This is a genomic window from Olivibacter sp. EAT-5 (genome assembly GCF_044784325.1).
Classification (GTDB): domain Bacteria; phylum Bacteroidota; class Bacteroidia; order Sphingobacteriales; family Sphingobacteriaceae; genus Olivibacter; species Olivibacter oleidegradans.
The window spans coordinates 3840113-3862475 of the sequence record NZ_CP173028.1 but is presented as its reverse complement, the minus strand read 5'-3'; the positions used below and the strand labels follow the sequence as shown (position 1 = coordinate 3862475).

General features: G+C 40.6%; 15 protein-coding genes. 5 read left to right on the top strand and 10 right to left on the bottom strand.

Annotated features, from left to right (window positions below; genetic code table 11):
* The first annotated feature begins 6 nt into the window (after positions 1-6).
* The 5 genes from ACH11B_RS15810 (at position 7) to ACH11B_RS15790 (ending at position 5205) form a co-directional block, all read left to right on the top strand.
* Positions 7-1581, top strand: a complete 1575-nt coding sequence (locus ACH11B_RS15810) for a RagB/SusD family nutrient uptake outer membrane protein (protein WP_377609595.1) — start codon at positions 7-9, stop codon at positions 1579-1581.
* Positions 1582-1698: 117 nt separating this feature from the next.
* Positions 1699-2478: a glycerophosphodiester phosphodiesterase family protein gene (locus tag ACH11B_RS15805; RefSeq protein WP_377609597.1), complete on the top strand. Its 780-nt coding sequence runs from the start codon at positions 1699-1701 to the stop codon at positions 2476-2478.
* Positions 2479-2483: 5 nt separating this feature from the next.
* Positions 2484-3437 carry an HAD family hydrolase gene (locus tag ACH11B_RS15800; protein ID WP_377609599.1) on the top strand — a complete coding sequence of 318 codons (954 nt, stop codon included), beginning with the start codon at positions 2484-2486 and terminating at the stop codon, positions 3435-3437.
* Between the two features lie 8 nt (positions 3438-3445).
* Positions 3446-4126 (top strand): GDSL-type esterase/lipase family protein, encoded by a 681-nt coding sequence (locus tag ACH11B_RS15795; protein WP_130857555.1) that lies wholly within the window; start codon positions 3446-3448, stop codon positions 4124-4126.
* A complete protein-coding gene (locus ACH11B_RS15790) occupies positions 4123-5205 on the top strand; it encodes a metallophosphoesterase (protein WP_289552750.1) in 1083 nt (360 codons plus the stop codon). Before ACH11B_RS15795 ends, ACH11B_RS15790 begins: the two co-directional genes overlap by 4 nt.
* Positions 5206-5797: 592 nt before the next feature.
* Here ACH11B_RS15790 and ACH11B_RS15785 read toward each other — a convergent pair.
* The 10 genes from ACH11B_RS15785 to ACH11B_RS15740 all read right to left on the bottom strand — a co-directional run bounded on the left by ACH11B_RS15785 (position 5798) and on the right by ACH11B_RS15740 (position 22362).
* Positions 5798-6781: a 2-hydroxyacid dehydrogenase gene (locus ACH11B_RS15785; protein ID WP_377609602.1), complete on the bottom strand. Its 984-nt coding sequence runs from the start codon at positions 6779-6781 to the stop codon at positions 5798-5800.
* A 75-nt stretch (positions 6782-6856) separates the two neighbouring features.
* Positions 6857-8266, bottom strand: coding sequence for an alkaline phosphatase (locus tag ACH11B_RS15780; protein WP_289552747.1), 1410 nt, complete (start codon positions 8264-8266; stop codon positions 6857-6859).
* Between the two features lie 715 nt (positions 8267-8981).
* The gene (locus ACH11B_RS15775; protein WP_013666164.1) at positions 8982-10151 is read right to left on the bottom strand and encodes an MFS transporter; all 1170 of its coding nucleotides are present in this window, start codon (positions 10149-10151) and stop codon (positions 8982-8984) included.
* 232 nt (positions 10152-10383) lie between these two features.
* On the bottom strand, positions 10384-11826 hold the full coding sequence (locus ACH11B_RS15770; RefSeq protein ID WP_130857559.1) for an MFS transporter: 1443 nt from the start codon (positions 11824-11826) through the stop codon (positions 10384-10386).
* A 330-nt stretch (positions 11827-12156) separates the two neighbouring features.
* On the bottom strand, positions 12157-13569 hold the full coding sequence (gene uxaC / locus ACH11B_RS15765) for a glucuronate isomerase (protein WP_013666162.1): 1413 nt from the start codon (positions 13567-13569) through the stop codon (positions 12157-12159).
* Positions 13570-13671: 102 nt separating this feature from the next.
* Positions 13672-15315, bottom strand: coding sequence for a UxaA family hydrolase (locus ACH11B_RS15760; RefSeq protein ID WP_130857560.1), 1644 nt, complete (start codon positions 15313-15315; stop codon positions 13672-13674).
* 3 nt (positions 15316-15318) lie between these two features.
* A complete protein-coding gene (locus ACH11B_RS15755; RefSeq protein WP_130857561.1) occupies positions 15319-16860 on the bottom strand; it encodes a tagaturonate reductase in 1542 nt (513 codons plus the stop codon).
* 155 nt (positions 16861-17015) lie between these two features.
* On the bottom strand, positions 17016-18917 hold the full coding sequence (locus tag ACH11B_RS15750) for a glycoside hydrolase family 88 protein (RefSeq protein WP_377609605.1): 1902 nt from the start codon (positions 18915-18917) through the stop codon (positions 17016-17018).
* An 8-nt stretch (positions 18918-18925) separates the two neighbouring features.
* Entirely contained in the window at positions 18926-20557 is a 1632-nt protein-coding gene (locus tag ACH11B_RS15745) for a glycoside hydrolase family 28 protein (protein ID WP_289552745.1), read from the bottom strand.
* A 122-nt stretch (positions 20558-20679) separates the two neighbouring features.
* Positions 20680-22362, bottom strand: a complete 1683-nt coding sequence (locus tag ACH11B_RS15740) for a RagB/SusD family nutrient uptake outer membrane protein (protein WP_377609607.1) — start codon at positions 22360-22362, stop codon at positions 20680-20682.
* Position 22363 lies beyond the last annotated feature (1 nt).

Below are 22363 nucleotides of genomic sequence, written 5' to 3'. Positions count from 1 at the left end.
AAAAAAATGAAAAGTAAAAAATATAAAATAGCCGCCATTTACACGATGCTTGTTTTGGCGGGATGTAACCCGGATCTTCTAGACAGGGAACCCGATTTCAAGTATACCGAAAGCAATTTTTGGCAAACAGAAGCTACTGCAAACGCAGCATTAACCGGCATTTACGCCGTATTAACCGGTAATGGTTTGTTCGGAGGAGATGCCACTCCTTTATGGGAAGAAGGCGCAACTCCTAACGCTTATTGTTATAGTGGCGGTACCTTAGGCTACGATGCGATTGGACGTAGCCAGCAATCCGCCAGTACAGAAGGAATTATTGCCAATCGTTGGGCACAATGCTATCAAGGTATAGGACGTGCTAATACATTCTTCGCACGAGTGGGCGATGTTGGGCTCGATGCTGAAAAACAGAACCTCATGGAGGGGCAAGTTTATTTCTTAAGAGCGCTTTATTATTTTGAACTGGCTACCTATTATGGTGGAGTGCCCCTTATTTTGGAAGCACCAAATCCGGACACACAAGTAAGCATGCCTCGGAATTCCCGAGAAGAGGTGATTGCACAGGTTATAGCTGATCTAAATACGGCCGTTGAGAAACTTCCGGTAAAACATGCAGGTGGAGATTTAGGAAGAGCTACAAAAGGCGCCGCCATGGCACTAAAAGCGCGTGTGCTCCTCTACGAAGCAAGCCCTCTTTTGAATCCGAGCAATAGTTCCGAAAAATGGCAGGCTGCTGCAGATGCAGCAAAAGCTGTATTAGACCTCGCTCCTGCGGCAGGCTATGATTTGTTTGAAGACTATAGGAAATTATTCCTTCCCGAAAACGAAAACAATAAAGAAGTTATTTTCGATGTACAATTTCTATTTCCTGACGAAGGACACTCATTTGATCTGATCAATACACAATATAATTCGAATGCACCACTTCAAGATTTGGTGGATACTTACGACATGAAGAACGGATTGCCTATTACCGACCCTGGCGCCGGCTATGATCCTGCAAAGCCTTATGAAAATCGTGATCCCCGACTAGCCGCAACAGTCGTATACCCTGGGTCCCTTTTTAAGGGAGAAGTTGCAAGTGCCGACTATTATAAACAGACCGGCTACGCGATGAAAAAATATTCCATTTATGACGCAGAAAAACCACCAAAAGATAAATCTGATTTAAAGTCCGGGCAATCAGAAACGAACTTCATTGTCCTACGATATGCGGATATATTGATGATGTATGCAGAGGCACTCAATGAAATAGATCCAGGCAATCCTGCCATTCTCGAAAACCTAAACAAAATTCGAAAACGTGTCGGTATGCCGGAAATTCCATCCAATAAAAGTCAATCAGAAATGCGCGAACTCATCAGGAAAGAAAGACGGATTGAGTTTGCAGGAGAAGCGCTTTATTATAACGACATAAGACGTTGGAAAATTGCCGAAGTTGTTATGAATGCCCCTATAAAAACGTGGCAAAACAACATTATTGAGACGAGAAAATTCAATCCGGCAAGAGATTATTGGTGGCCTATTGCGCAAAAAGAGTTGGATCTGAATTCGAAACTTGAACAAAATCCAAATTATTGAATTAACATAAAGATAGCATTTATATAACACAAAGCAATCCGAGCAAAATCGCCTATTATCATGGATAATTTGTAATTTGCTCAATTGTTTGCAAGCATATTTAACAACACAAAAACAATGAAAAAACAATCTTTTTTAATCACTGCAATTTGTTTATTTACTTTTATGCAAAGCACTTATGCTCAATTTAATAAAAACGTAGTTATTGCGCACAGAGGGGCTTGGAAACAGGCCGGTTTACCGGAAAACTCCCTTGCGTCATTAAATCATGCGGCTGAACTCGGTTGCTACGGTTCCGAATTCGATGTGTACTTAACTAAAGATGATATCCTGGTGGTAAATCACGATAGGGATTTTTACGGTATCGATATAGAGACTGCAACATATCAAGAATTACTAGCCAAAAAGCATCCGAACGGCGAATCTATTCCAACCGTTGAGGCCTATCTTAAAGAGGGTATGAAACAGAAAAAGACAAAACTGATCTTTGAGTTGAAACCTTCCAAATTAGGCAAGGAACGTGTATTGAAGGCTGCGGAAATGTCTGTTGTCCTTGTTAAAAAATTAGGTGCCGAAAAATGGGTAGACTATATTACCTTCGACCGCGACGCAGGCAAACACCTAGCAAAACTGGCCCCAAAAGCTGAAGTGGCCTATCTTAACGGCGACTTAAGTCCGGCCGAAGCAAAAGCTGATGGGTTTAAAGGCATCGATTACCATTACAATGTTTTCAAAAAAAATCCATCATGGATTAAGGATGCCCACAAGATCGGCTTAACAGTTAACGTTTGGACTGTAAACGACGCAGAGGAAATGAAAAGTTTGCTCGATCAAAAAGTAGAATACATCACCACCAATGAACCTGAGCTGCTTTTTGACATTCTCAGCAAAAAGTAAGCCCGATGATGTTAGTAGTAAACAAAATCAAGAAAGCCCTGTTTATCGGAGGCTTTTCTTTCTTATTTACCTTTTCTTTTGCGCAAACCTATCGGCCAATCCACGGTTGGACAGGTCAGGTTAATCAAAAGTTGGAAAGTTTCCTTAACTCGACCTTAATTATCAAGGAGCGAAAAGTTGCTGTTTTCGATTGTGATGGAACACTCTTTGGACAATCTCCTTATTACTTAGCTGACGAAGCAATCTACGCGTTTGCCAAGGAGAATTATGCAAAAAAGGTAGACAGTTTATCTAAAGCGAAAATGGCCATTATCGATGCAATGTTGCATGGAGACAATGTAGGCGTCAACTATGTCAAAAATCGCATTGCTTTTTTAGCGGGCTTGACGCCAGATGCAGTCAAGGCAATTGGAAAAAACTGTTTCTATGAAAAATATCGGTCGAAATTTTACCCGGAAATGCGTGAATTGCTCGCAAATCTACAACACTATGGATTCGAAATCTGGGTGCTTTCGGCATCGCCGGAACTACTCTATCAGCAATTTGTAAAGGAAAACCTTGGCATCCCGGAAGAACGCATACTAGGTGTAAAGTCGGTAGTTAGTCACGGCAGAGTAACTAATCAGTTGGTTTGCCCCATTCCGCAAGACGGGGGTAAAGCGGAAGCCATTCAAACATTTATCAAGGCTCGCCCCCTATTAGTAGGTGGCAACAGTCGCGGGGATCTGGAAATGATGAACGAATCGGTGGGTATCAAACTTATTGTAAATCCCGATGATGAGAAAATAGAAAAAGGCATACACGCGGGTGACATGGATGGGTATACGGTTAAACAATACTGGGAAGCGCATGATGCCTTAACCGTTTATTGCCATGATGCCGACGACACAAAATCTACCTATATCACAAAAGAATGGGGTATCCCCCCTAATAAAAGTCATCCAAAGATTAAGCATTAAATATAACTATGTACAAGCTGAAATCACTTTTAATAGCTTATTTGCTGTTCATGGGCTTTTTAGAATCACAAGCTCAGCAAGGTTGGGATAGCACTTATCGCCCGGCCATTTACCCCCTGCTCGTTGATCAATTTAAATCCTTTCCAAAAGCTAAGTCAGACATCATTTTCCTTGGCAATAGCATTACTGCAGGAACAGACTGGAATGAATTATTGCAAATCCCGCAAGCGCGTAATAGAGGTATTTCCGGGGACATAACGTTTGGCGTCCTTGAACGACTAGATGATGTGATTGCCGGTAGACCGAAAAAGATATTCGTGCTCATCGGTATTAACGACATATCCAGAAATATACCGGACGACGTTATTCTCAATAATTACGAAAAAATAATCGACCGAATACAAAAAGGTTCACCTAAAACCCACATCTACTTCCAAACTCTGTTACCGGTAAACAGTACTTTTGAGAAGTTCAAAAACCACTATGGTAAAGACGAACATATTCTTTACATAAACGAAGGCATCCGAAAGCTAACCACGGAAAAGGGCATTCAATTAATCGATTTATATCCGCATTTTCTTGATGGAGACAATCGTTTGAAGGCCTCCTTGACGCACGATGGTTTACATTTACGTATGGAAGGTTATCAATTATGGGCAAAAATCTTAAAAGATGGAGGTTACTTATGAAATCTATTTTAAAAATTTGGGTATTTAGCTTTATTCTATTCCACCTTGGAACGGAGACTTACGGACAAAACAACTCCTATCAACCCCCTGCGCTAACGGATAGCAATTCATGGTCAATGATCTTATTACCCGACCCGCAAACGTATGTGAAATTTAGTCGTAATCAAGCTATTTTTGACCTGATGACCAGTTGGATAGGCGAACAAATAGATCCCTTACATATTAAAATGGTTCTGTGCACGGGCGACTTGGTTGAACAGAATAATATATGGATCCCCGAAGGCAAAAATGGTAATCAAGTAAGTATTGAACAATGGCGCTCGGTAGCGAAGGGCTTTAATAAACTAGATGGCAAAGTGCCTTATATTGCAGCTACAGGCAATCATGATTACGGCATTAAAAGTGCAGAAAATCGCGAAACCAACTATAATCAGTATTTCCCACTCGATAAAAATCCATTGTCAAAAGCTTTACTGAAGGAAGTTGGTTACGATATTGACGGTAAACCAAGTTTAACAAACGCGGCTTATGAATTTAGCGACCCAAAAGGCATCAAATACTTATTTTTAGTGCTTGAATTTGCACCGCACGATGGTACCCTAGCTTGGGCGAAAGAAATAGTCAATAAACCCGCTTATGCACAACATCGGGTTGTCTTGCTTACACACTCCTATCTAAATGCGAAAAACGAACACATAGAATCAGAAGGTTACAAATTGCAAAATCCAAATTATGGAAAGGCTGTGTGGGAAAAGTTAGTAAAACCTTCAAAAAATATTGTCTTAGTTTTTTCCGGCCATATTGGTGCACCTGATGATGAAAGAGCCCATATCGGCTTCCGAACAGATACCAATGCCGGTGGGAAAAAAGTACAGCAAATGACCTTTAACGCGCAGGCCTTGGGAGGTGGTTGGCATGGCAACGGTGGTGACGGATGGTTACGTATATTGGAATTTTTACCAGATGGAAAGACCATCAAAGTAAAAACCTTCTCTCCTTTATTTGCCATTTCGCCGTCGACACAACATTTAGCTTGGCGCACAAAAGACTACGATGAATTTTCGTTTGAACTGGATTAAATCAGAAAAGAAAAGCCTTCAACCGGGGAGATTGAAGGCTTCCTAACTAACCAATTATAAACCTAAATTATGAATGATACAAAGATAGTGTACAAAATACACTTTGACAAATCTTTTTTTGCTGTTTAACATTTTGATGACAATGATTGTCAGTTTAAAAAACAAGCCCTGTGATTTGGGAACCACAGGGCTTGACAAACCCAATATAAACAAAAACCAACTATAAGACTATGGAAAAGTCAAATGGTTACATTCGCTGTTAAAATTTTAACAAATTTTAACAAAATGGACTATATATTAATTCTTCCAGGGTGGGCGTAAAGAAAATTCGGTTAGAAGTGTGGAAAAGACGTTATGCGAAAAAGCGAAGGGAAGGAATTGTGAATTGGGGCGACTCCGCAGAACAGTGGGTTGAGAAACGATTTTTTAGCGAGAACCGGACAGCCTTGATGTTTGACTCACTTTGCATCAAGGTAAATTGAGATAAATTAAAAAATAAAAGAATCTGATTAAAAAACCTTCGCTTAACATAAAAAAGACATTATTCGTTACCGAAGGTCATCTTGTCAAAAACATCTATGTCAATTCATTATTAGGTTAATGAATTGTTCGTTTTTAGACCATTTTTTGCGTCCCTTAGATTTTTCAAGGTAATCGACGCTATTTCGGCTAGCGCTTCCGTTGTAAAGAAACCCTGATGTGAGGTAATAAGTACGTTGGGGAAGCTCATTAATCGCAAAATATCATCATCGTCAATAATATGCTCCGAAAAATCCCTGAAAAACAACTTTTCTTCCTGTTCGTATACATCAATACCTAAATGTCCCACTTTTCCGGTTTTCAAAGAATTAATAATATCTGTAGTATGAATTAAGGCCCCTCTGCTGGTGTTAATAAGCATAACACCATTTTTCATTAAAGCAAGGCTCTCTTCCTTAATCATATGTTTAGTACTCGGCACTAATGGGCAATGGAGTGAAATAATATCGCTTTTTGACAGGAGTTCCTCAAAATTCACATTTATAATATAGTCGGGATGAGTCGACTCGACCGGATCATACCCTAAGAGCTCACATCCAAAACCAAGCATAATTTTACAAAATGCCAGTCCTATTTTTCCTAAACCTACCACACCTACTTTCTTTCCATGCAGATTAAAGCCGGTTAAACGATTTAAGGAGAAATTACCTTCCCGCACTCGATTATAAGCTTTATGTGTTTTTCGATTTAGCGTCAAGATCATAGCTACCGCATGTTCAGCGACTGCTTCCGGCGAATAGGCGGGGACGCGATATACGCTGATTCCAACGCGCTGAGCGGCCTCTAAATCAACTTGATTAAATCCTGCACAACGTAAAACCACGATTTTAATGTTTAAGCCAGCGAGCCTTTCAAGCACTTTGGCATTTGCATGGTCATTTACAAAAATGCAGACCGCATCACAACCTTCCGCAAGTTTTACCGTTTGCTCATTGAGGTCGATATCAAAAAAAAGAAAACGATAAGCCTTCTCCTTGTTCATTTCTTCAAAAGAAGACTTATCGTATGGTTGTGCACTATAAAAAGCGATCCTCATCTTGTGTATATATTTATCGATACAAGATAAACGATCTCCTTTATATAACAAAATAAAACGCAGTTAGGTTACCTGCTAAACAAAGATTCCCGTAGTTTGTAGCATAAAGTTGTGCAACTCTATATTTTTAACAAAGGGTTTAAGTTGTTCACTTCCAGGACCATACATAGCAAGTTCAACATAGTCGGCAGAATGATCCATTGAACCCCAACCGACGGAAAGGTGTTTCTCCTGAATTTGGGCTAGCTTTCTAAATGGAAGTTTGCGTGGATTATAAAGGCCATCTCCATCAAGCGTCTCATAATGGCTCAACAGTTCCTTTGCTTCGTCGATCGTGATCGAATAGCCTTGCGCAAATTCGATACGCTCAATCAACCTCGATGGCGTATAACTTTTATCCGTTCCGTTTAGAATCCAGTCATTTGTATGTTTGAACGACTGAATGCGGTCGAAATTCCTATTCGCTTGTTCCCCATAAAACAGACCTGGATTCGCGTTACCGTGATCAGTGGTCAAAACCACTAAGGTTTCCTTATCAGCTAAAGCAAAAGCCATTGCTTCTCCTATTGCTTCATCAAAGGCCAATTGGTCATAAATAAGTGCTCCTGCATCATTCGCATGAGCAGCCCAATCTACTTTTCCTCCTTCTATCTGTAATACGAAACCATTCTTATTATTCTTTAACTTCTTAATCGCTGCTTTAGTCATCTCGGCCAAACTTGGCGTTGTTGATGCTAGTGTGGGATCATTCGCTCGATCCAACGCATATGGTAAACCGTCGGCATAAAAGACACCCAATATCGGACGATCTTCCTTATCCGAAAGGGTATTCATTTCATCCCGATTTTGAAATACCATAAATCCAGCTTGTCTATATTTAGCGAAAAGGTCTTGCTTATCTTCCCTTTTATCGGCACTGAAAAATTCAAGCCCGCCGCCCATCATGACGTCAAAACGCAAGTCTAAATATTGAAGTGCAATACCGGGTTGATCTGAGCGCTTATTGCTATTTACGCAGAAACCGGCAGGCGTAGCATGGGTGATGGGGACAGAAGTAACACAACCAACCGATTTACCTGCAGCCTTAAATTTTTGTAGGATAGGTTTATTAAAAGAACCATCAGCATTCACATTTAATGAACCATTCGGAACACGTACCCCTCCTCCCCAAGAAGAGCTCGCGGCAGCTGAGTCAGTCACCAAAGAACTCGCGGACGCTGTGTCCATTAACGCTCGAACCGCCTCATTTCTTTCATATAGTGATAACCAATTACTTTGTCTACCTTCCTTTCTTTGCAACAGTAAGTTAGCCATATTTAAGGTTCCGGTACTCATCCCATCGCTCACCATAAAAATAATATTCTTGGCTTTCCTTACCGACGGGTTTTTCATTGGCCGATTGCCGGCAATTGATTGAAACGGGGATAATACGGAAGCCCCTAATGCGGTAAATGCGGTATTTCTAAAGAAATCTCTACGTTTCATTTATTTTTGTTTTTATATCATTAGCTCCCAAACGTACTCCTATGGGCAGTGTTAGTAAATGACAAATTTAAACGAATAATATTAATAGCAACTTAGTTTCATTTTAATTTTATATTAAGTTAACAAGTTTGCGGTAAGTGTTTTCAAACACTAAAAATAGAGAACATAAAATGCAGATGTATTGCAAAAAACTATTGCCAAGAAGTGGTTCTCCTTACGGCAACCACTTTTATGTTCAATAGATTGTTTAGATTAAACGAAGGTTTAATTTGTCACTTTCTTCCGCAGAAAGTAACCAAAGACTCATCGCTTGGAATTTTGCTAAAACGGTAGTGCATCAACGTGCAAACCGCAAATTTCCTAGGCGATATTTTAGTAGAACGAAGGGACTTTACTTTTAACCGGACGTATTATTTCTTCAGTCCTAAATATAGCCCTGTGTGTTGGAAAAACGGCCTTGGAGGATATCGATGCAACGAGCAGCAAAGCATTTGCACACATGTTCGTCCTGCAATACTCAAGCGGATTGAGGAAGTGAAACGGCTCCAATACGCGCCATGAATGCTTTGCCATCAGTTGCGAGATAGTCTACAAAGCCTTGGGTTTTGCTCAATTTTTTGCCAAGAAAAAGTTGATAAAAAAAATCTTTCCTTTAACACCCTCCCCCGATTAGACTTAAGCCCGTGAGATTAAAAGAAACGGAATTAAGGTGCGACTACTGATTAATAGCCCTTATTTTAGCAACCAACAACGTGATCACCAATCCAAACACGCCAATAACTGCATAAGAATACCTTAAACTGGCTAATTCAGCGATATAACCAATGAGCGGTGGTCCCATAAGAAAACCAAGATAACTCACGCTCGATACCATTGCTAAGGCAATTCCCGGTGATACTTTAGCATTTCTCCCGGCAACACTATAGACCGTAGGAACAACGGTTGCGACTCCTAGTCCTACCAGCATAAAAGCAATTACTGCCGTAATAATATAGGGAAACAACACCGCCAAGAACATACCCGATGATATCAATACGCCACTCACTTGCAAAACCCTTTTTCTACCCAATCGAGCAATGAGCCGATCTCCAATAAAACGCCCTGAAGCCATCATCACCATGAAGGACGCATAGCCAAGGGGTACCAATGCCTGCGGCGCTTTTACGATATCTTTGAAATATACGCCACTCCAATCAAACATCGCCCCTTCAGTAGCCATACTGCAGAAGCCTATCACACCCAATTGTAGCAAAGCCCCCTCAGGTTTGGAGAATAATTTCTTTTTAGTAGTACTGGCCGGTCCTACCCCTGCTACAAGAAACTTATTATTGATTAGGATACTTATCCATACCAGGCCTGCGATAATCCAAAAATGTAGATAAGGAGCAATATGTAGATTGATCATCAGTAGGCCTACCAAAGCACCTGTAAACCCTGCAATACTCCAAGCCCCATGAAAAGAGGACATGATTGGTTTGTCGAAAAGATTCTCTGCGGCAACCCCTTGTGTATTTACTGCTATATTACACATGTTACCGATGATTCCAAATATAAATAAGGAAACACCTAAATGCCAACCCTGAGAAGCTAAACCTAAATTAGTAAGTGCAACCACATATAAAGCGGCAGCTACGGTTAACACTTTTTTACTGCCAAACTTAGTTACTAAGGTACCGGAGAGCGCCATTGTAGCCAATTGGCCTAGCGGTAGTGCAAATAGTAAGCTACCTAATTGCCCGTCAGAAAGATGAAGTTTAGTTTTAATATCCGGAATACGACTTGCCCAAGAGGCAAAAGCCAAGCCTTGACAAAAATAAAAAAGAGATACAGCCAAACGGACACGGTTGCGATTATACGCAGTAGCAGGAAGTATATGAGTTTCCACGTTTATTTAATAAACTTAACGAATCGGTTCAAATTGAGCCAAAGACGATAAGAGCAGGTGTAGTTTGGCTCTCTTTTCAATATCCAATTCTTACGCAAAGTTCATAAAAAGAACATAGATTACATAAATTTTTTTTGGGATTAGTAGAGTTTTTATACTAGTTAAGTAGTTGAGTGGCGATCACATTTAAGAACTGCTCGACAACTCAACTATTCAACCTAGCAACCAATAACTATAAATCCGTAATAGGCGAATATCGAGGTACTAGCGATTTCATAACTACCCAGCCAATGATATAGCAAACCGCGCAAACGGAAAATATAATAAAATAACCAGCTTCAATACCATGAAAACCCATGAAGGACATCTCCGTTTCTTTGCTGTAATCGAAGAGCATTCCGGAACCCTTATTAATAAAGAAAGAACCCACGCCTCCAGCCATACCGCCGATACCCGTAATCGTAGCAATAGCTTTTTTGGGGAACATATCACCTACGGTGGTGAAAATATTGGCAGACCAAGCCTGATGTGCTGCACCAGCTATACCGATAATAATTACAGGAAGCCAATAACTTATATGTCCTAAAGGTTGAGCAAACAGCGCTAACAAAGGGAAAAAGGCAAAAATCAACATCGATCGCATACGGCCCTCATACGGATTCATCCCTTTTTTATCGACGAAGTAAGTTGGAAGCCAACCGCCAATTATAGAAAGCAGGGTAATAAGGTATAAAACAAAAAGAGGTAAGGCACTTTGTGTAGAATCCATACCGTATACGGAACTTAAATAAGCAGGTGTCCAAAAGAGGAAAAACCACCAAACTCCATCAGTCATAAACTTACCAAAGGCAAATGCCCATGTCTGATTATATTTCAAACATTTAACGAAAGAAGCTTTATCGGTTGTTTCTTCTACATAGTCAACCAACTTCCTATCGTTTATTAAATCTTGCTGAATATAGTCGAGTTCCGCTTTTCCAACGCGTGGGTGTACCTCTGGTTTATGGTACATAAACACCCAAAATCCCATCCATATGAACCCTAAAGCGCCTATGATGATAAAGGACATCTCCCATCCATAGGCTTCGGCTATAAACGGTATGGTAACAGGAGCCGCAAGTGCACCTACCGTTGCACCCGCATTAAAAATACTGGTAGCAAAGGCTCTATCTTTTTTCGGAAAATATTCAGCCGTCGCCTTAATTGCCGCCGGAAAATTACCCGCTTCCCCTATCGCTAATACAAGTCGAGCAAAGATAAAAAGCGTGACACTGATTGATATAATTTTTGCAGAATCGCCAACGAGGGCTAGTGCCTCTTTCGCGCCTTCAAACCCTACGAACCATTTGCCGGTTAACAACCCTGACGTTGCAATACCACAAAATGCGTGAAGACAGGCACCGATCGACCAAATTCCTATTGCCCATAGAAAACCTTTTTTTGTATCTAACCAATCTACGAATCTACCAGCGAACAAAAGAGATATCGCGTAAAATATAGAGAACAAAGCTGTTATGTTACCATAATCATTATTGGTCCATTTGAATTCAGGTGCAATGAAATCTTTCCATGTTAAGGAAAGCACCTGACGGTCCATATAGTTGATCGTAGTAGCAAAAAATAGCAGTGTACAAATTGTCCATCTGTACTTACCTATTGTCTCTTTAGAATTCATGATTTATGGCAATAAATGTTAATTAGGTTAAAAGAAAACGTTTGCACATTCATACGTTTTCCTTACGTTAGTTATTCAGCTACAATGATATTAAATTTTGGCTAATAATCCTAGCGTAGAGTCGGCTTTCTGTGGTTAGGATATAGGTGTCAGGATATAGGTGTCAAGACACCTGCCTACCGGCAGGCAGGTAAGTATCAAGAAAAAATCTTATTCTGACACCTCATCTCTTAAACCTTATCCCCTAATATACCTAAAACCGTATACTTATACCCTACACCCTATACCTTATACTCTATACCTTAAACCTCACACCCTACACCTTATCCCTCACCCCTCTGTAGGCCAATTGAAGTAACTAGCGGCATTATGATAGCAAATATCTTCGATAACTTTGCCAATCCAAGGTAAATTCTCAGGTAACTCACCGTTTTCGACTTCTTCGCCGAACAAGTTACAAAGGATTCGTCTAAAGTATTCGTGACGAGGATAAGACAGAAAGCTTCGCGAGTCAGTCAGCATGCCGACAAATTTACTGATCAGTCCCATATTCGACAACGCATTCATCTGTTTGATCATACCGTCTTTCTGATCAAGGAACCACCAACCGGAGCCGAATTGAATCTTTCCGGCCGAAGAACCGTCGTTGAAGTTGCCAATCATGGTCGCTATTAATTCATTATCTGCCGGGTTAAGATTATACAGGATGGTTTTAGCTAATTTATCCTGACTATCCAGTTTGTCAAGGAAACCCGCTAGAGCCCTTCCCTGCGAAAAATCACCGATAGAATCCCAACCCGTATCAGGACCTAATTTTTGCATCATTCTTGAATTATTATTTCGAAGTGCACCCAAATGATACTGTTGCACCCATCCCTTTTCGTGGTCCCATTCAGCGAAATAGGTTAGCATGGCCGATCGAAATTGATTATGCTGTTCATCAGAAATAACTTTACCCTGCAATGCGTTGGAGAAGATGGTTCTAATATCTTCTAATCTGTAGGATTCGTTATAAATTTCCTCTAACCCATGATCTGACACACAGCATCCATTTTCAGCAAAATAATCGTGTCTAACTTTCAGCGCTTGCAAATAGTCATCAAAATTTTGAACAGTTACCCCCGAAACGCGGCTCAATTTTTCTACATACTGCTGGAATTTCGACAGTACAGAAAGGTTCATCGCATTATCTGGCCGGAAGGCAGGTAGTACCCGAATTTCAAAGCCCTCTTTTTTTAGCTGTTGATGATATATTAAACTGTCTGTCGGATCGTCTGTTGTACACACAATCTTTACATTCATCTTCCTTAATAGATTCCTGACACTATATTCCGGCTTCTTAAGTAAATCGCTCGCTTCATCGTATATTTCTTCAGCAGTACTAGCGTCCAGTATTTTATCAATGCCAAAATACCGCTGCAATTCTAAATGCGTCCAATGGTAAAGGGGGTTCCTTAGGGTATATGGTACAGTTTCAGCCCACTTTAAAAACTTATCCCGATCACTGGCATCGCCGGTACAATAGCGTTCATCTACACCATTCGTACGCATTGCCCGCCATTTATAATGATCGCCATATAACCATACTTGTGTAATATTTTCAAATCGGGCATCCTCGGCTATCTGTTGAGGGGACAAATGACAATGGTAATCGATAATGGGCATTTTCGCCGCATATTCATGATATAATGTTTGCGCTGTATTACTTTCTAATAAGAAATTTTTATCTAAGAATTTTTTCATACTCGTGAGCTTTAGGCAGTAGGCGTACGCTTTATGCCTGCTTCTACTAATAACTAACAACCAATAACTAACAACTAATAACCAGCAACTAATAACTAGCAACTACAAAGACACCCCTCTCTTCCAAGGAATAAAGTCATCTTGATTCAATTGCACTGCTTTGGGAATCACCTCACCGCTTGCTGCCCGAATACAATATTCCAGAATATCCTCACCCATTTCTTCGATGGTTTTTTCACCGGAAATAATCGGACCGCAATCAATATCAATAATATCTGCCATACGAGAAGCGAGCGAAGAATTGGTGGCGACTTTAATTACCGGACATACGGGATTTCCTGTGGGCGTTCCTAAACCTGTTGTAAATAAAATCAGTGTTGCTCCGCTGGCTGCTTTACCCGTGGTTGCTTCTACGTCATTACCAGGGGTGCAAACCAAGTTTAAACCCGGTTTAATAGCTGGTTCCGTGTAGTCTAACACATCCTCTACCGGCGCTGTCCCACCCTTTTTAGCGGCACCATTACTTTTAATGGCATCCGTAATCAAGCCATCCTTAATATTTCCGGGAGAAGGATTCATATGAAATCCCGAACCGGCATTTTCGGCCGCTTGGCTATAGGCCCCCATAAGGGTTATAAATTTTTTTGCAGCCTCTTCATTCTTTGTGCGGTCTATCAAATTTTGCTCGGCCCCACATAGTTCCGGAAATTCAGCTAATAAAACTTTCCCCCCCAGTGCTACTAGTAGGTCAGCACAGTAGCCTACAGCAGGGTTGGCAGAGATACCACTGAAACCATCACTGCCTCCGCATTTCACACCGAGTGTAAGCTTGCTGAGCGGTGCAGGTTTCCGTTCCAATTTATCAGCTTCGGCTAAACCTATGAACGTTTGTCTAATCGCTTCCGTAACCATTTGTTCTTCGCTTTTAGACTGCTGCTGTTCGAAAATGTAAAGCGGCTTGTCAAAGTTTGGATTACGGTCTTTTAAGTCATTTAAAAAGTCCTGCACCTGTAAATTTTGACATCCTAAACTGAGCACGGTTACACCGGCCACGTTCGGATGATCGGCATAAGCTGCCAAAAGCTTACTTAATACCGCCGCATCCTGTCGAATACCACCACAACCACCTTGATGGTTCAGAAATTTAATGCCGTCTACATTTTTGAAAACCCGATCGGTTGGGACCCATGCTTCCTGCAAATCTAAATCAACTGAAGCAAGGTCCTTACCTTGTCGGTACCATTCCTTCAGTAAGCGCGCCTTCCTCTTGTATTTATCTGTCACGGCATACCCTAATTCATTATGCAATGCCTCTCTTATGACGTCTAGGTTTCTGTTTTCACAGAAAACGGTAGGTATAAATAACCAGTAATTTGCCGTTCCAACTTCACCATTAGACCGGTGATATCCATTGAAAGTTCTATTAGCAAACTTGGATACATCCGGGGCTTCCCAATGGTAATTGTAGGGTCGGAATGCGTAAGCTGCAGCCGCATGCTTTAGATTATCCGTACTCATACGTTCCCCCACCTTCACGGGATATTGTGTTTTCCCAACGAGCGTTCCGTACATGAGAACCTCCGCTCCTTTTTCCAAATCCTGCGTATAAAACTTATGCTTTGCCGGAATATCTTCCTTCAGCAGATATGTTTCCGACTGATATACGATTTGTTCTCCTTGCTGTAAATCTTGCAGCGCGACCAATACATTGTCTTTCGGATGTATCTTTAAAACCCTTGCTCCCATAACCTAATTAAGCTGATTGTATTTTTTGTTATTAACAGCCTCTTTTATTACTTCTTTAACCTTATTATCCATTAATAAACGTAAATAATGCAGTACCTTCTCCTGAAAACCGGGGAGTGTCAGCTTTTGTTTCCATATGCGTTGATCATTCAAAACTGCTTCAACCACTTGTTCCGGTTCTTTACTCCACAGTCCCTCAAATAAGGCGGCATATTCATCATTAATGGTATAATACCCCTTCTCGTTAGTATAACCTTTATAGGTATTGTCAATACTGCGCTTCGCCTTCATAAAAAGTATATAAGCTGCAAAGCCCATGGCCATAAACTCCGGTGCCTCACCTACTGCATCATAAAATCCTTTTATAAGCGCTACGTTACGCATTTCCATTTTAGACGTGTAATTCAATGTAATGTTAATCCACTTATGGTCGAGTGACTGATTTCTAAAACGATCCAGCACTTTTTCGGCAAAAAGCTTGGCTTCCTCGTTTTCGATACCACCGCGAGACACAACGGTTGGAACAATTTCCTCCATTAGTAGTTTTTTTATAAAGCCTTCTAAAAGAGGATCAGCCATGGCTGCTTTTACAGTTTCGCAACCAGCTAAAACAGCTAGTCCACACGAAAAGGTATGCGTACCATTTAACAGCCGTAACTTTAACTCTTTAAATTTACTTATGTCTGAAGTGATGACCATTCCATCGTCCACGGTACTGAATGATAAAATTTCCGCAACTTTCGGATCCTTCGCCTCTATTGCCCAAAGTCGAAAAGGCTCCGCCATGATCATTAAGTCGTCTTGATATCCTACACGCTCCTGCATTTTTTGATGTTCTTCGAAGGGAAGCTTTCCTGGTACGATCCGGTCCACCAATGTATTGCAAAAATAATTGGCATCTTCAAGCCAATGTAAAAATGCCGCCTCCAACCGATGTTGCTCAGCTAATTTCACTATAATTTCTTTCAGTTTTTTTCCATTGTCTGAGATTAATTCTGTTGGCAATATAACCATTCCCGCCTCCTTATCACCACCGAAGTACTGAAAACGTTTATACAAGAAAGCCAATAATTTAGCTGGATAGCTATGCGGTGGGTTCAATGTAATCTTATCATCTTTATCATACATTATACCTACTTCCGTTGTATTCGATATTACTACCCGCAATTGCGGTTCTTCTGCATAACGTAATATTTCTCCCCAATTTTCCGAAGCGGTTAATACTTCCTTAATGGAAGAATTAATACTGATCTCTTCGATTTCTTTTCCGTTTTCAATTCCTTTTACACAAAGGGTATATAAGCCATCCTGCTCCTCAAAGCTATCTGTTCTGCCACTTGCCGTAGATTTCACCACAACGATTCTTCCATTAAATACCTGCTTTCTGTTTGCCTTGTCAATAAAATATTCAGGCAGACCTCTTAATAATACGCCCGTACCAAACTGTATTACCTTTACCGGCAATTCCTTCCAATTGGCCGCGGGCACTTCAACCTCGACAGGTAACGTACCCTTTTGCAAAAACTTATTGTTTAAACGTTCCATTTTTATTGCTTTATGTTGAGTTGTCGAGTAGTTAAGTTGTTGAGTAGTTCTTAAATACGATTACCAATGGTACTTAACCTGTATGCTATCACTACTTAACTATTTCACTACTTAACTATTTCACTACTTAACTATTTCACTACTTAACTACTTAACTATTTCACTAACCATTTCACCCAATCATGTGTTGCTTGAAAATTTTGGTATTCTGCAGGTAACTTCCTTCCATCTAAATATTCATTGTATATCCATGGGTCTCCTAACACAAACACTTTTCCCTTGCCGTATTTGCTAATGGCCATGATATTTAACCCTTTTGTTCCAACGATTGGTGTGGCAGGAGCAAAAACGCGAAGTGAACTGATTTCCTTGATATACAATTTATAGGGCCTTTTAAATATAGGGTTACTTTTATCGACTTGAACGGCTCCCTGTTCAAATTGATTGTTTTTCACCATCAAATGGTTGTCTTCATTGAATTGAACACCAAAATGGCCTGCAAGCTCATTAAAATGCGTAAACTCAGCATTGCCGGCATCATTTCCAAGCAATACAAGTGTTCCTCCATTTTTAACCCATTTAACAATTACATCGATTTCAGGAGTAGCCAAATAATTTGGATGGGCAGATTCCTTTTCGGTGTCAGGATCTACGATGATATATACATCGGCCTTTCGAAGATTTTCTTCTGTAGGTTTTACTCCCAATGAATCAGTAACTGCACCGTAGGAACGGAAAATGTACCCTAACAGGGAATAACCACCGTTATCCTGCTCTTCCCAGGTATAATGATAACGTTCTTGCTGCCCTAGTAAGCTTTTCCTTGTTTCATGGTTGTAATAATAATCCAACAGCACCTTTTTTCCTTTAGCGAATTTCAAATTAGGGACCATTTCCATTTCAACTGCACATTGTATGAAAGCACCGATCCCCTTCGGGTCGTTTTGAATGACCGGTTCGCTCATGTAATATTCAAAGGAGCCGTCACGATAGGGTTTTCCTCCTAAACCGGAAACTTTCACCGTGCCGTTTAAGTTGACATTGCCCTGTTCATCTTTTTCAATGAACTCTTTCAAAATACCCGTATAACCCTTTTCAGCATTTTTCAAAAATTTAGCAGGTAAATATCCTAAACGCACACCTTTTGCTAAAGTATAGACAATCATCGATGAAGCAGAAGCCTCTGGGTAGTTTCCTTTTCTACTAGGCATATCGGTCACCTGGTACCAAAGACCATTCGCTTGCTGAAACCTGGCAACTGCATCTGCGTAACGATTCAAAATAGCTACAATCGTATCTCTACCGGAATGATTTTTAGGAAAATAATCCAGTACATCTACCAAGGCCATGCCGTACCATCCTAACGCACGGCTCCAAAAATTTGGTGACCGACCCGTTTCCTTATTAGCCCACTGTTGTTCTTTCGATTCGTCCCAACCATGGTATAATAAACCCGTTTTTTCGTCACGCGTATTCTTTTCAATTAAAGCAAATTGACGGCTAATGTCGTCGAAAGCTTTCGGCTCGTTAAACAGCTTTGCATATTCCGCATAAAAAGGTTGTCCCATGTACAAGCCGTCTAACCAGACTTGATGTGTATAGATCTTCTTATGCCAGAAACTACCCTGTTTGGTTCGTGGATGTGTATCAAGTTGTTTTCTTAAATGCCGGACTGCTTTTAAGTACTTTTCTTTTCCAGTTACCTGATATAGAAATAAGAGGATTTTTCCGTTATTAATGAAGTCGATATTATAATCCTCCATTTTATAAGCATTGATGGTACCGTCTTCCTGCACATAATGGTCCATTTTATGCTGGATATAATCGAAATAGCGCTTATTCGCTGTATTCTTCCAAACCCCTTCTACTCCTTTTAGAATTACCCCCAAGTCATAACTCCATTTAGCCGGCTGATTTTTTTCCAGTGTAAAAGCATCAGGCCAAAGTCGCATAGCCGTTTGCGTCATCAACTCACTATATTTTACTTCCTGTGCTTGTACATTAAAATAGCTTATCATGAGCGATAGCAACAAGAGCCGCTTAAAAATCCAATCCATTCCTTATCTTAATTAATGTTTATAACGTTTTTATTGGCACCAAAATCGGCTTTAATAACCGGTTGAGCTCCCGTCAAGCCTTGCACATCAACTGTAGAAGTACGTTCGCCCTGAAGATGAAAGATATTTGCATTTTTCACTTCTAGCTGATGCAGTTTTATATCATTGCTGTTTAAAATATAGGCAATTTGCTTAGAAGCATCTTCAACCTGCAACTTTACGTCGCGCAGGCTTATATTGGATGCTTCCTGTATATCGATGCCCTCTTTAGCAACCATGTCAAGCCTAGTCAATTGAATATTCTTTATGTGCATTTCAGGTAAGCCTCGGATAAAGAGCGCTTTAGCTGCCCCATCGCAAACCACATTATTAATATAAAAATCCTTAAATTGCGGTGTTGCTTCAGTAACAGGCAAAAATTCCACTTTAGGAGGTTCCCAATGTTCTCCACTTAACACGATCGGATCCTTTGCTTCATAATACATATCGAACAGAATAGCCTCTCCGGGAATATCTTTCATGAAAATGTTATTGATATATACATTTTCTACTACGCCTCCCCTTCCACGTGTCGTTTTAAATCGTAAACCGATATCGGTTCCGATAAACGTACAATTGTCAACATATAAATTTTTCGCACCGCCGCTCATTTCGCTTCCCACAACAAAACCACCATGCGCATGATAAACCGTACAATTCCGTACCCACAGATTTTCCGTTGGCATACCACGTTCCCTACCCGCTTCATTTCTGCCGCTTTTAATACAGATAGCATCATCACCTACATCAAAGGTGCTTTGTTCCACCAGTACGTTTTTACAAGACTCAATATCCAAGCCATCTCCATTTTGGGAATACCAAGGATTGCGTACATTAATATTCCGTATGGTTAAATCGGCGCTCATTAAGGGATGGATATTCCAAGCAGCTGAATTTTGAAATGTTACACCCTCCAGTAAAATACGCTCACATTTCTCGAGCAAAATCATATTCGGTCTCAAATAGTCCTTTATTTCCTCATAGAACTGTGCATTTTTCCCCTTCTCCACAAGTCCGGGATCCTTATAAGAAGCTCCTTTCAAAGAACTCTGAGAAGGATACCAAATATCTCCTTTTTCGTTAAGAACGCCTCCGGAGCTTATAAGCTTCTTCCATTGCGTTTCTGTCATTTTCGCCTTTTTCACCATTCGCCAAGCATCACCATTTCCGTCAATAACCCCTTTCCCGGTAATCGCTATATTTTGCTGATTTAAGGCCCATATAGGCGATTGGTTCCGCATCTGCGGGATCCCTTCCCAGCTGGTCTGTACCAAGGAATATTGCGAAAAATCTTTTGTAAACTGCAGCAACGCGTTAGCGGCCAAATGCAAGTTTATATTGCTCTTTAAGGTAATAGGCCCCGATAGCCATACACCTGCAGGAATTAAGACCACGCCTCCACCCTTCTTATGTGTTTGATCAATAGCTTGATTAATCGATTCCGTATTTAAATGACGTCCACCGGAAATCGCTCCGAAAGCAGTGATTGATACCGTATCCTTTTTAAAAGTAGGTAATGAGACAGTTGGTTCAGCAAGTTTTTGGGCGAATGCCCCATGGGTAAAAATTAAGAGTATAACAGTTTTCAGTATCTTATTCATAAAGCATTATCAAGGTATCAATCGGTTATGCCCCTACAATTCTAAGGCTATCCGCTAATCTTTTCAAACATTTAAAGGTCTTTATTTGCGCAATCGTTACCGATAACGATTGCGCTGTTTTTTTATCTGGCTTCGTATCCTGGGTTTTGTTGGATTTCCGCTTCATTGAGATCAATAGCGTCCTGTGGAATCGGTCGCAAAATCTTATCTTGACCGTCTGGTCCTCTAAAGGCGCGATCGACTCCAATCCGTTTGATATCATAGTTATATTTGGCACAAAATTCTTTCAATTTCCCTGTTCTTCTCAACTCCGGCCACCTTAAATATTCGCCCGCAAACTCTTTCGCACTTTCAATCAGATAAGCATCAAGTGCCTGACTTTGGCCAGCGGCTGTGGCGATATCTATGTTCGGACTTAACCGTCCGCCGTCTTTTGCATTACCCGGTCTATCCAACACCGCCTGTACATAAGTTGCTGCACTGGCGAAATCATTCAATCCAATACAAGCTTCTGCATAAAGGAAGTAGGTTTCGGCCAAACGTGCCAATACAATATCTCGCACACTGGCTGTTTGCTGAAATATGGTACGAGTTTGCGGACTATCAAACTTTTTAATAACCGGTGTACTCATATCCGCGTCATAGAAGGCTCTATAAGCCTCTTCATCGTACTTAAACGGGTAATACCGGAAATTACTTGCTATTTGTCCCTGGTGTTGATTTGCCCACGCTAAAGAATCGGCGCTTGTATATTCTCTACCCCAAACGCGCGGATAATAGGCTCTGATCAAGATGCTGGATTTATCTTTGCTGGCATCATAATAATCAAAATATTGATCATAAATGGTTAGCATAAAAGTTGCATCGTATCGAGCGTCATTCTCTCCATAAAAAGTATGTAAATTCCAGGAAGGGTATAATTGAGCACTCATGTATTTATGATTTAGCTCGGATCCACCTAAGTAGGGACCGAAAATACCCTGTTGATTGTTTCCGTCCGTACTGGAAGCAATGGATTCCAAATCATATTGTATCGCAAAAATGATCTCATCATTATTTTCATTATAAGGGCTCCATAATTGCTCAAATGGAATACTAATTGTTTTGCCATTTATCGCAGCCAAGGCATAAGTCTTTGCTTTTTCAAAATCAGCCGCTTGTTTCAGGTCCCATGCGCTGGTGAGATGCACTTTCGCTAAGTAATGGTTAATGACTGTTTTATTTACTCGCGCCTTAGCTGTTCCGACAAGGGGAAGGGCTGCTTCCATTTCGCCAATGATAAAGGTATAGCATTCCTCCAAGCTGTTTCTCGGCATATTTAATCGCGGTTCAAAAGTGGCTTCTGTATTAATATAGATCCCGCCAAACTGCTCCACCAAAAGAAAGTGATAAAAAGCGCGCAAAAAGCGCAATTCAGCTAGGTAAGTTGCTTTTTTCTCCGCTTCAATTTCGGCTATATCATTATAAAAAATAGCCATATTAACAGTTTGAATAGCTTTATAACAGAGTTGGTAATAGTCCTTTACATAGGAATCCGTGGCATAAAGTTGTTCGTATTCCTGAATAGATCGATCACCCGTACCTCTCGCTCGTTGATACATATCAGTACCCGCTACCAGCAACCAGGGAGTTAGTCGGAACGTCTCACGTAAGGATGAATAAGAGGCTGTTACTAAAGTTTCATAACCCGCCTCGGTTCGATAGAACTCTTCGTTCGTGATCCCTCCTTTATTATCTTCCTCTAAAAATTTCTTACAGCCACTGAGTAACAATGTAAGAACTATATATATTAAAATACGCTTCATG

What these genes read in the sequence shown, in the direction of transcription:
- ACH11B_RS15810 (WP_377609595.1), top strand. Translation starts at nt 7, where the DNA reads ATGAAAAGTAAAAAATATAAAATAGCCGCCATTTACACGATGCTTGTT.
- ACH11B_RS15805 (WP_377609597.1), top strand. Translation starts at nt 1,699, where the DNA reads ATGAAAAAACAATCTTTTTTAATCACTGCAATTTGTTTATTTACTTTT.
- ACH11B_RS15800 (WP_377609599.1), top strand. Translation starts at nt 2,484, where the DNA reads ATGATGTTAGTAGTAAACAAAATCAAGAAAGCCCTGTTTATCGGAGGC.
- ACH11B_RS15795 (WP_130857555.1), top strand. Translation starts at nt 3,446, where the DNA reads ATGTACAAGCTGAAATCACTTTTAATAGCTTATTTGCTGTTCATGGGC.
- ACH11B_RS15790 (WP_289552750.1), top strand. Translation starts at nt 4,123, where the DNA reads ATGAAATCTATTTTAAAAATTTGGGTATTTAGCTTTATTCTATTCCAC.
- ACH11B_RS15785 (WP_377609602.1), bottom strand. Translation starts at nt 6,781, where the DNA reads ATGAGGATCGCTTTTTATAGTGCACAACCATACGATAAGTCTTCTTTT.
- ACH11B_RS15780 (WP_289552747.1), bottom strand. Translation starts at nt 8,266, where the DNA reads ATGAAACGTAGAGATTTCTTTAGAAATACCGCATTTACCGCATTAGGG.
- ACH11B_RS15770 (WP_130857559.1), bottom strand. Translation starts at nt 11,826, where the DNA reads ATGAATTCTAAAGAGACAATAGGTAAGTACAGATGGACAATTTGTACA.
- uxaC (WP_013666162.1), bottom strand. Translation starts at nt 13,569, where the DNA reads ATGAAAAAATTCTTAGATAAAAATTTCTTATTAGAAAGTAATACAGCG.
- ACH11B_RS15760 (WP_130857560.1), bottom strand. Translation starts at nt 15,315, where the DNA reads ATGGGAGCAAGGGTTTTAAAGATACATCCGAAAGACAATGTATTGGTC.
- ACH11B_RS15755 (WP_130857561.1), bottom strand. Translation starts at nt 16,860, where the DNA reads ATGGAACGTTTAAACAATAAGTTTTTGCAAAAGGGTACGTTACCTGTC.
- ACH11B_RS15750 (WP_377609605.1), bottom strand. Translation starts at nt 18,917, where the DNA reads ATGGATTGGATTTTTAAGCGGCTCTTGTTGCTATCGCTCATGATAAGC.
- ACH11B_RS15745 (WP_289552745.1), bottom strand. Translation starts at nt 20,557, where the DNA reads ATGAATAAGATACTGAAAACTGTTATACTCTTAATTTTTACCCATGGG.
- ACH11B_RS15740 (WP_377609607.1), bottom strand. Translation starts at nt 22,362, where the DNA reads ATGAAGCGTATTTTAATATATATAGTTCTTACATTGTTACTCAGTGGC.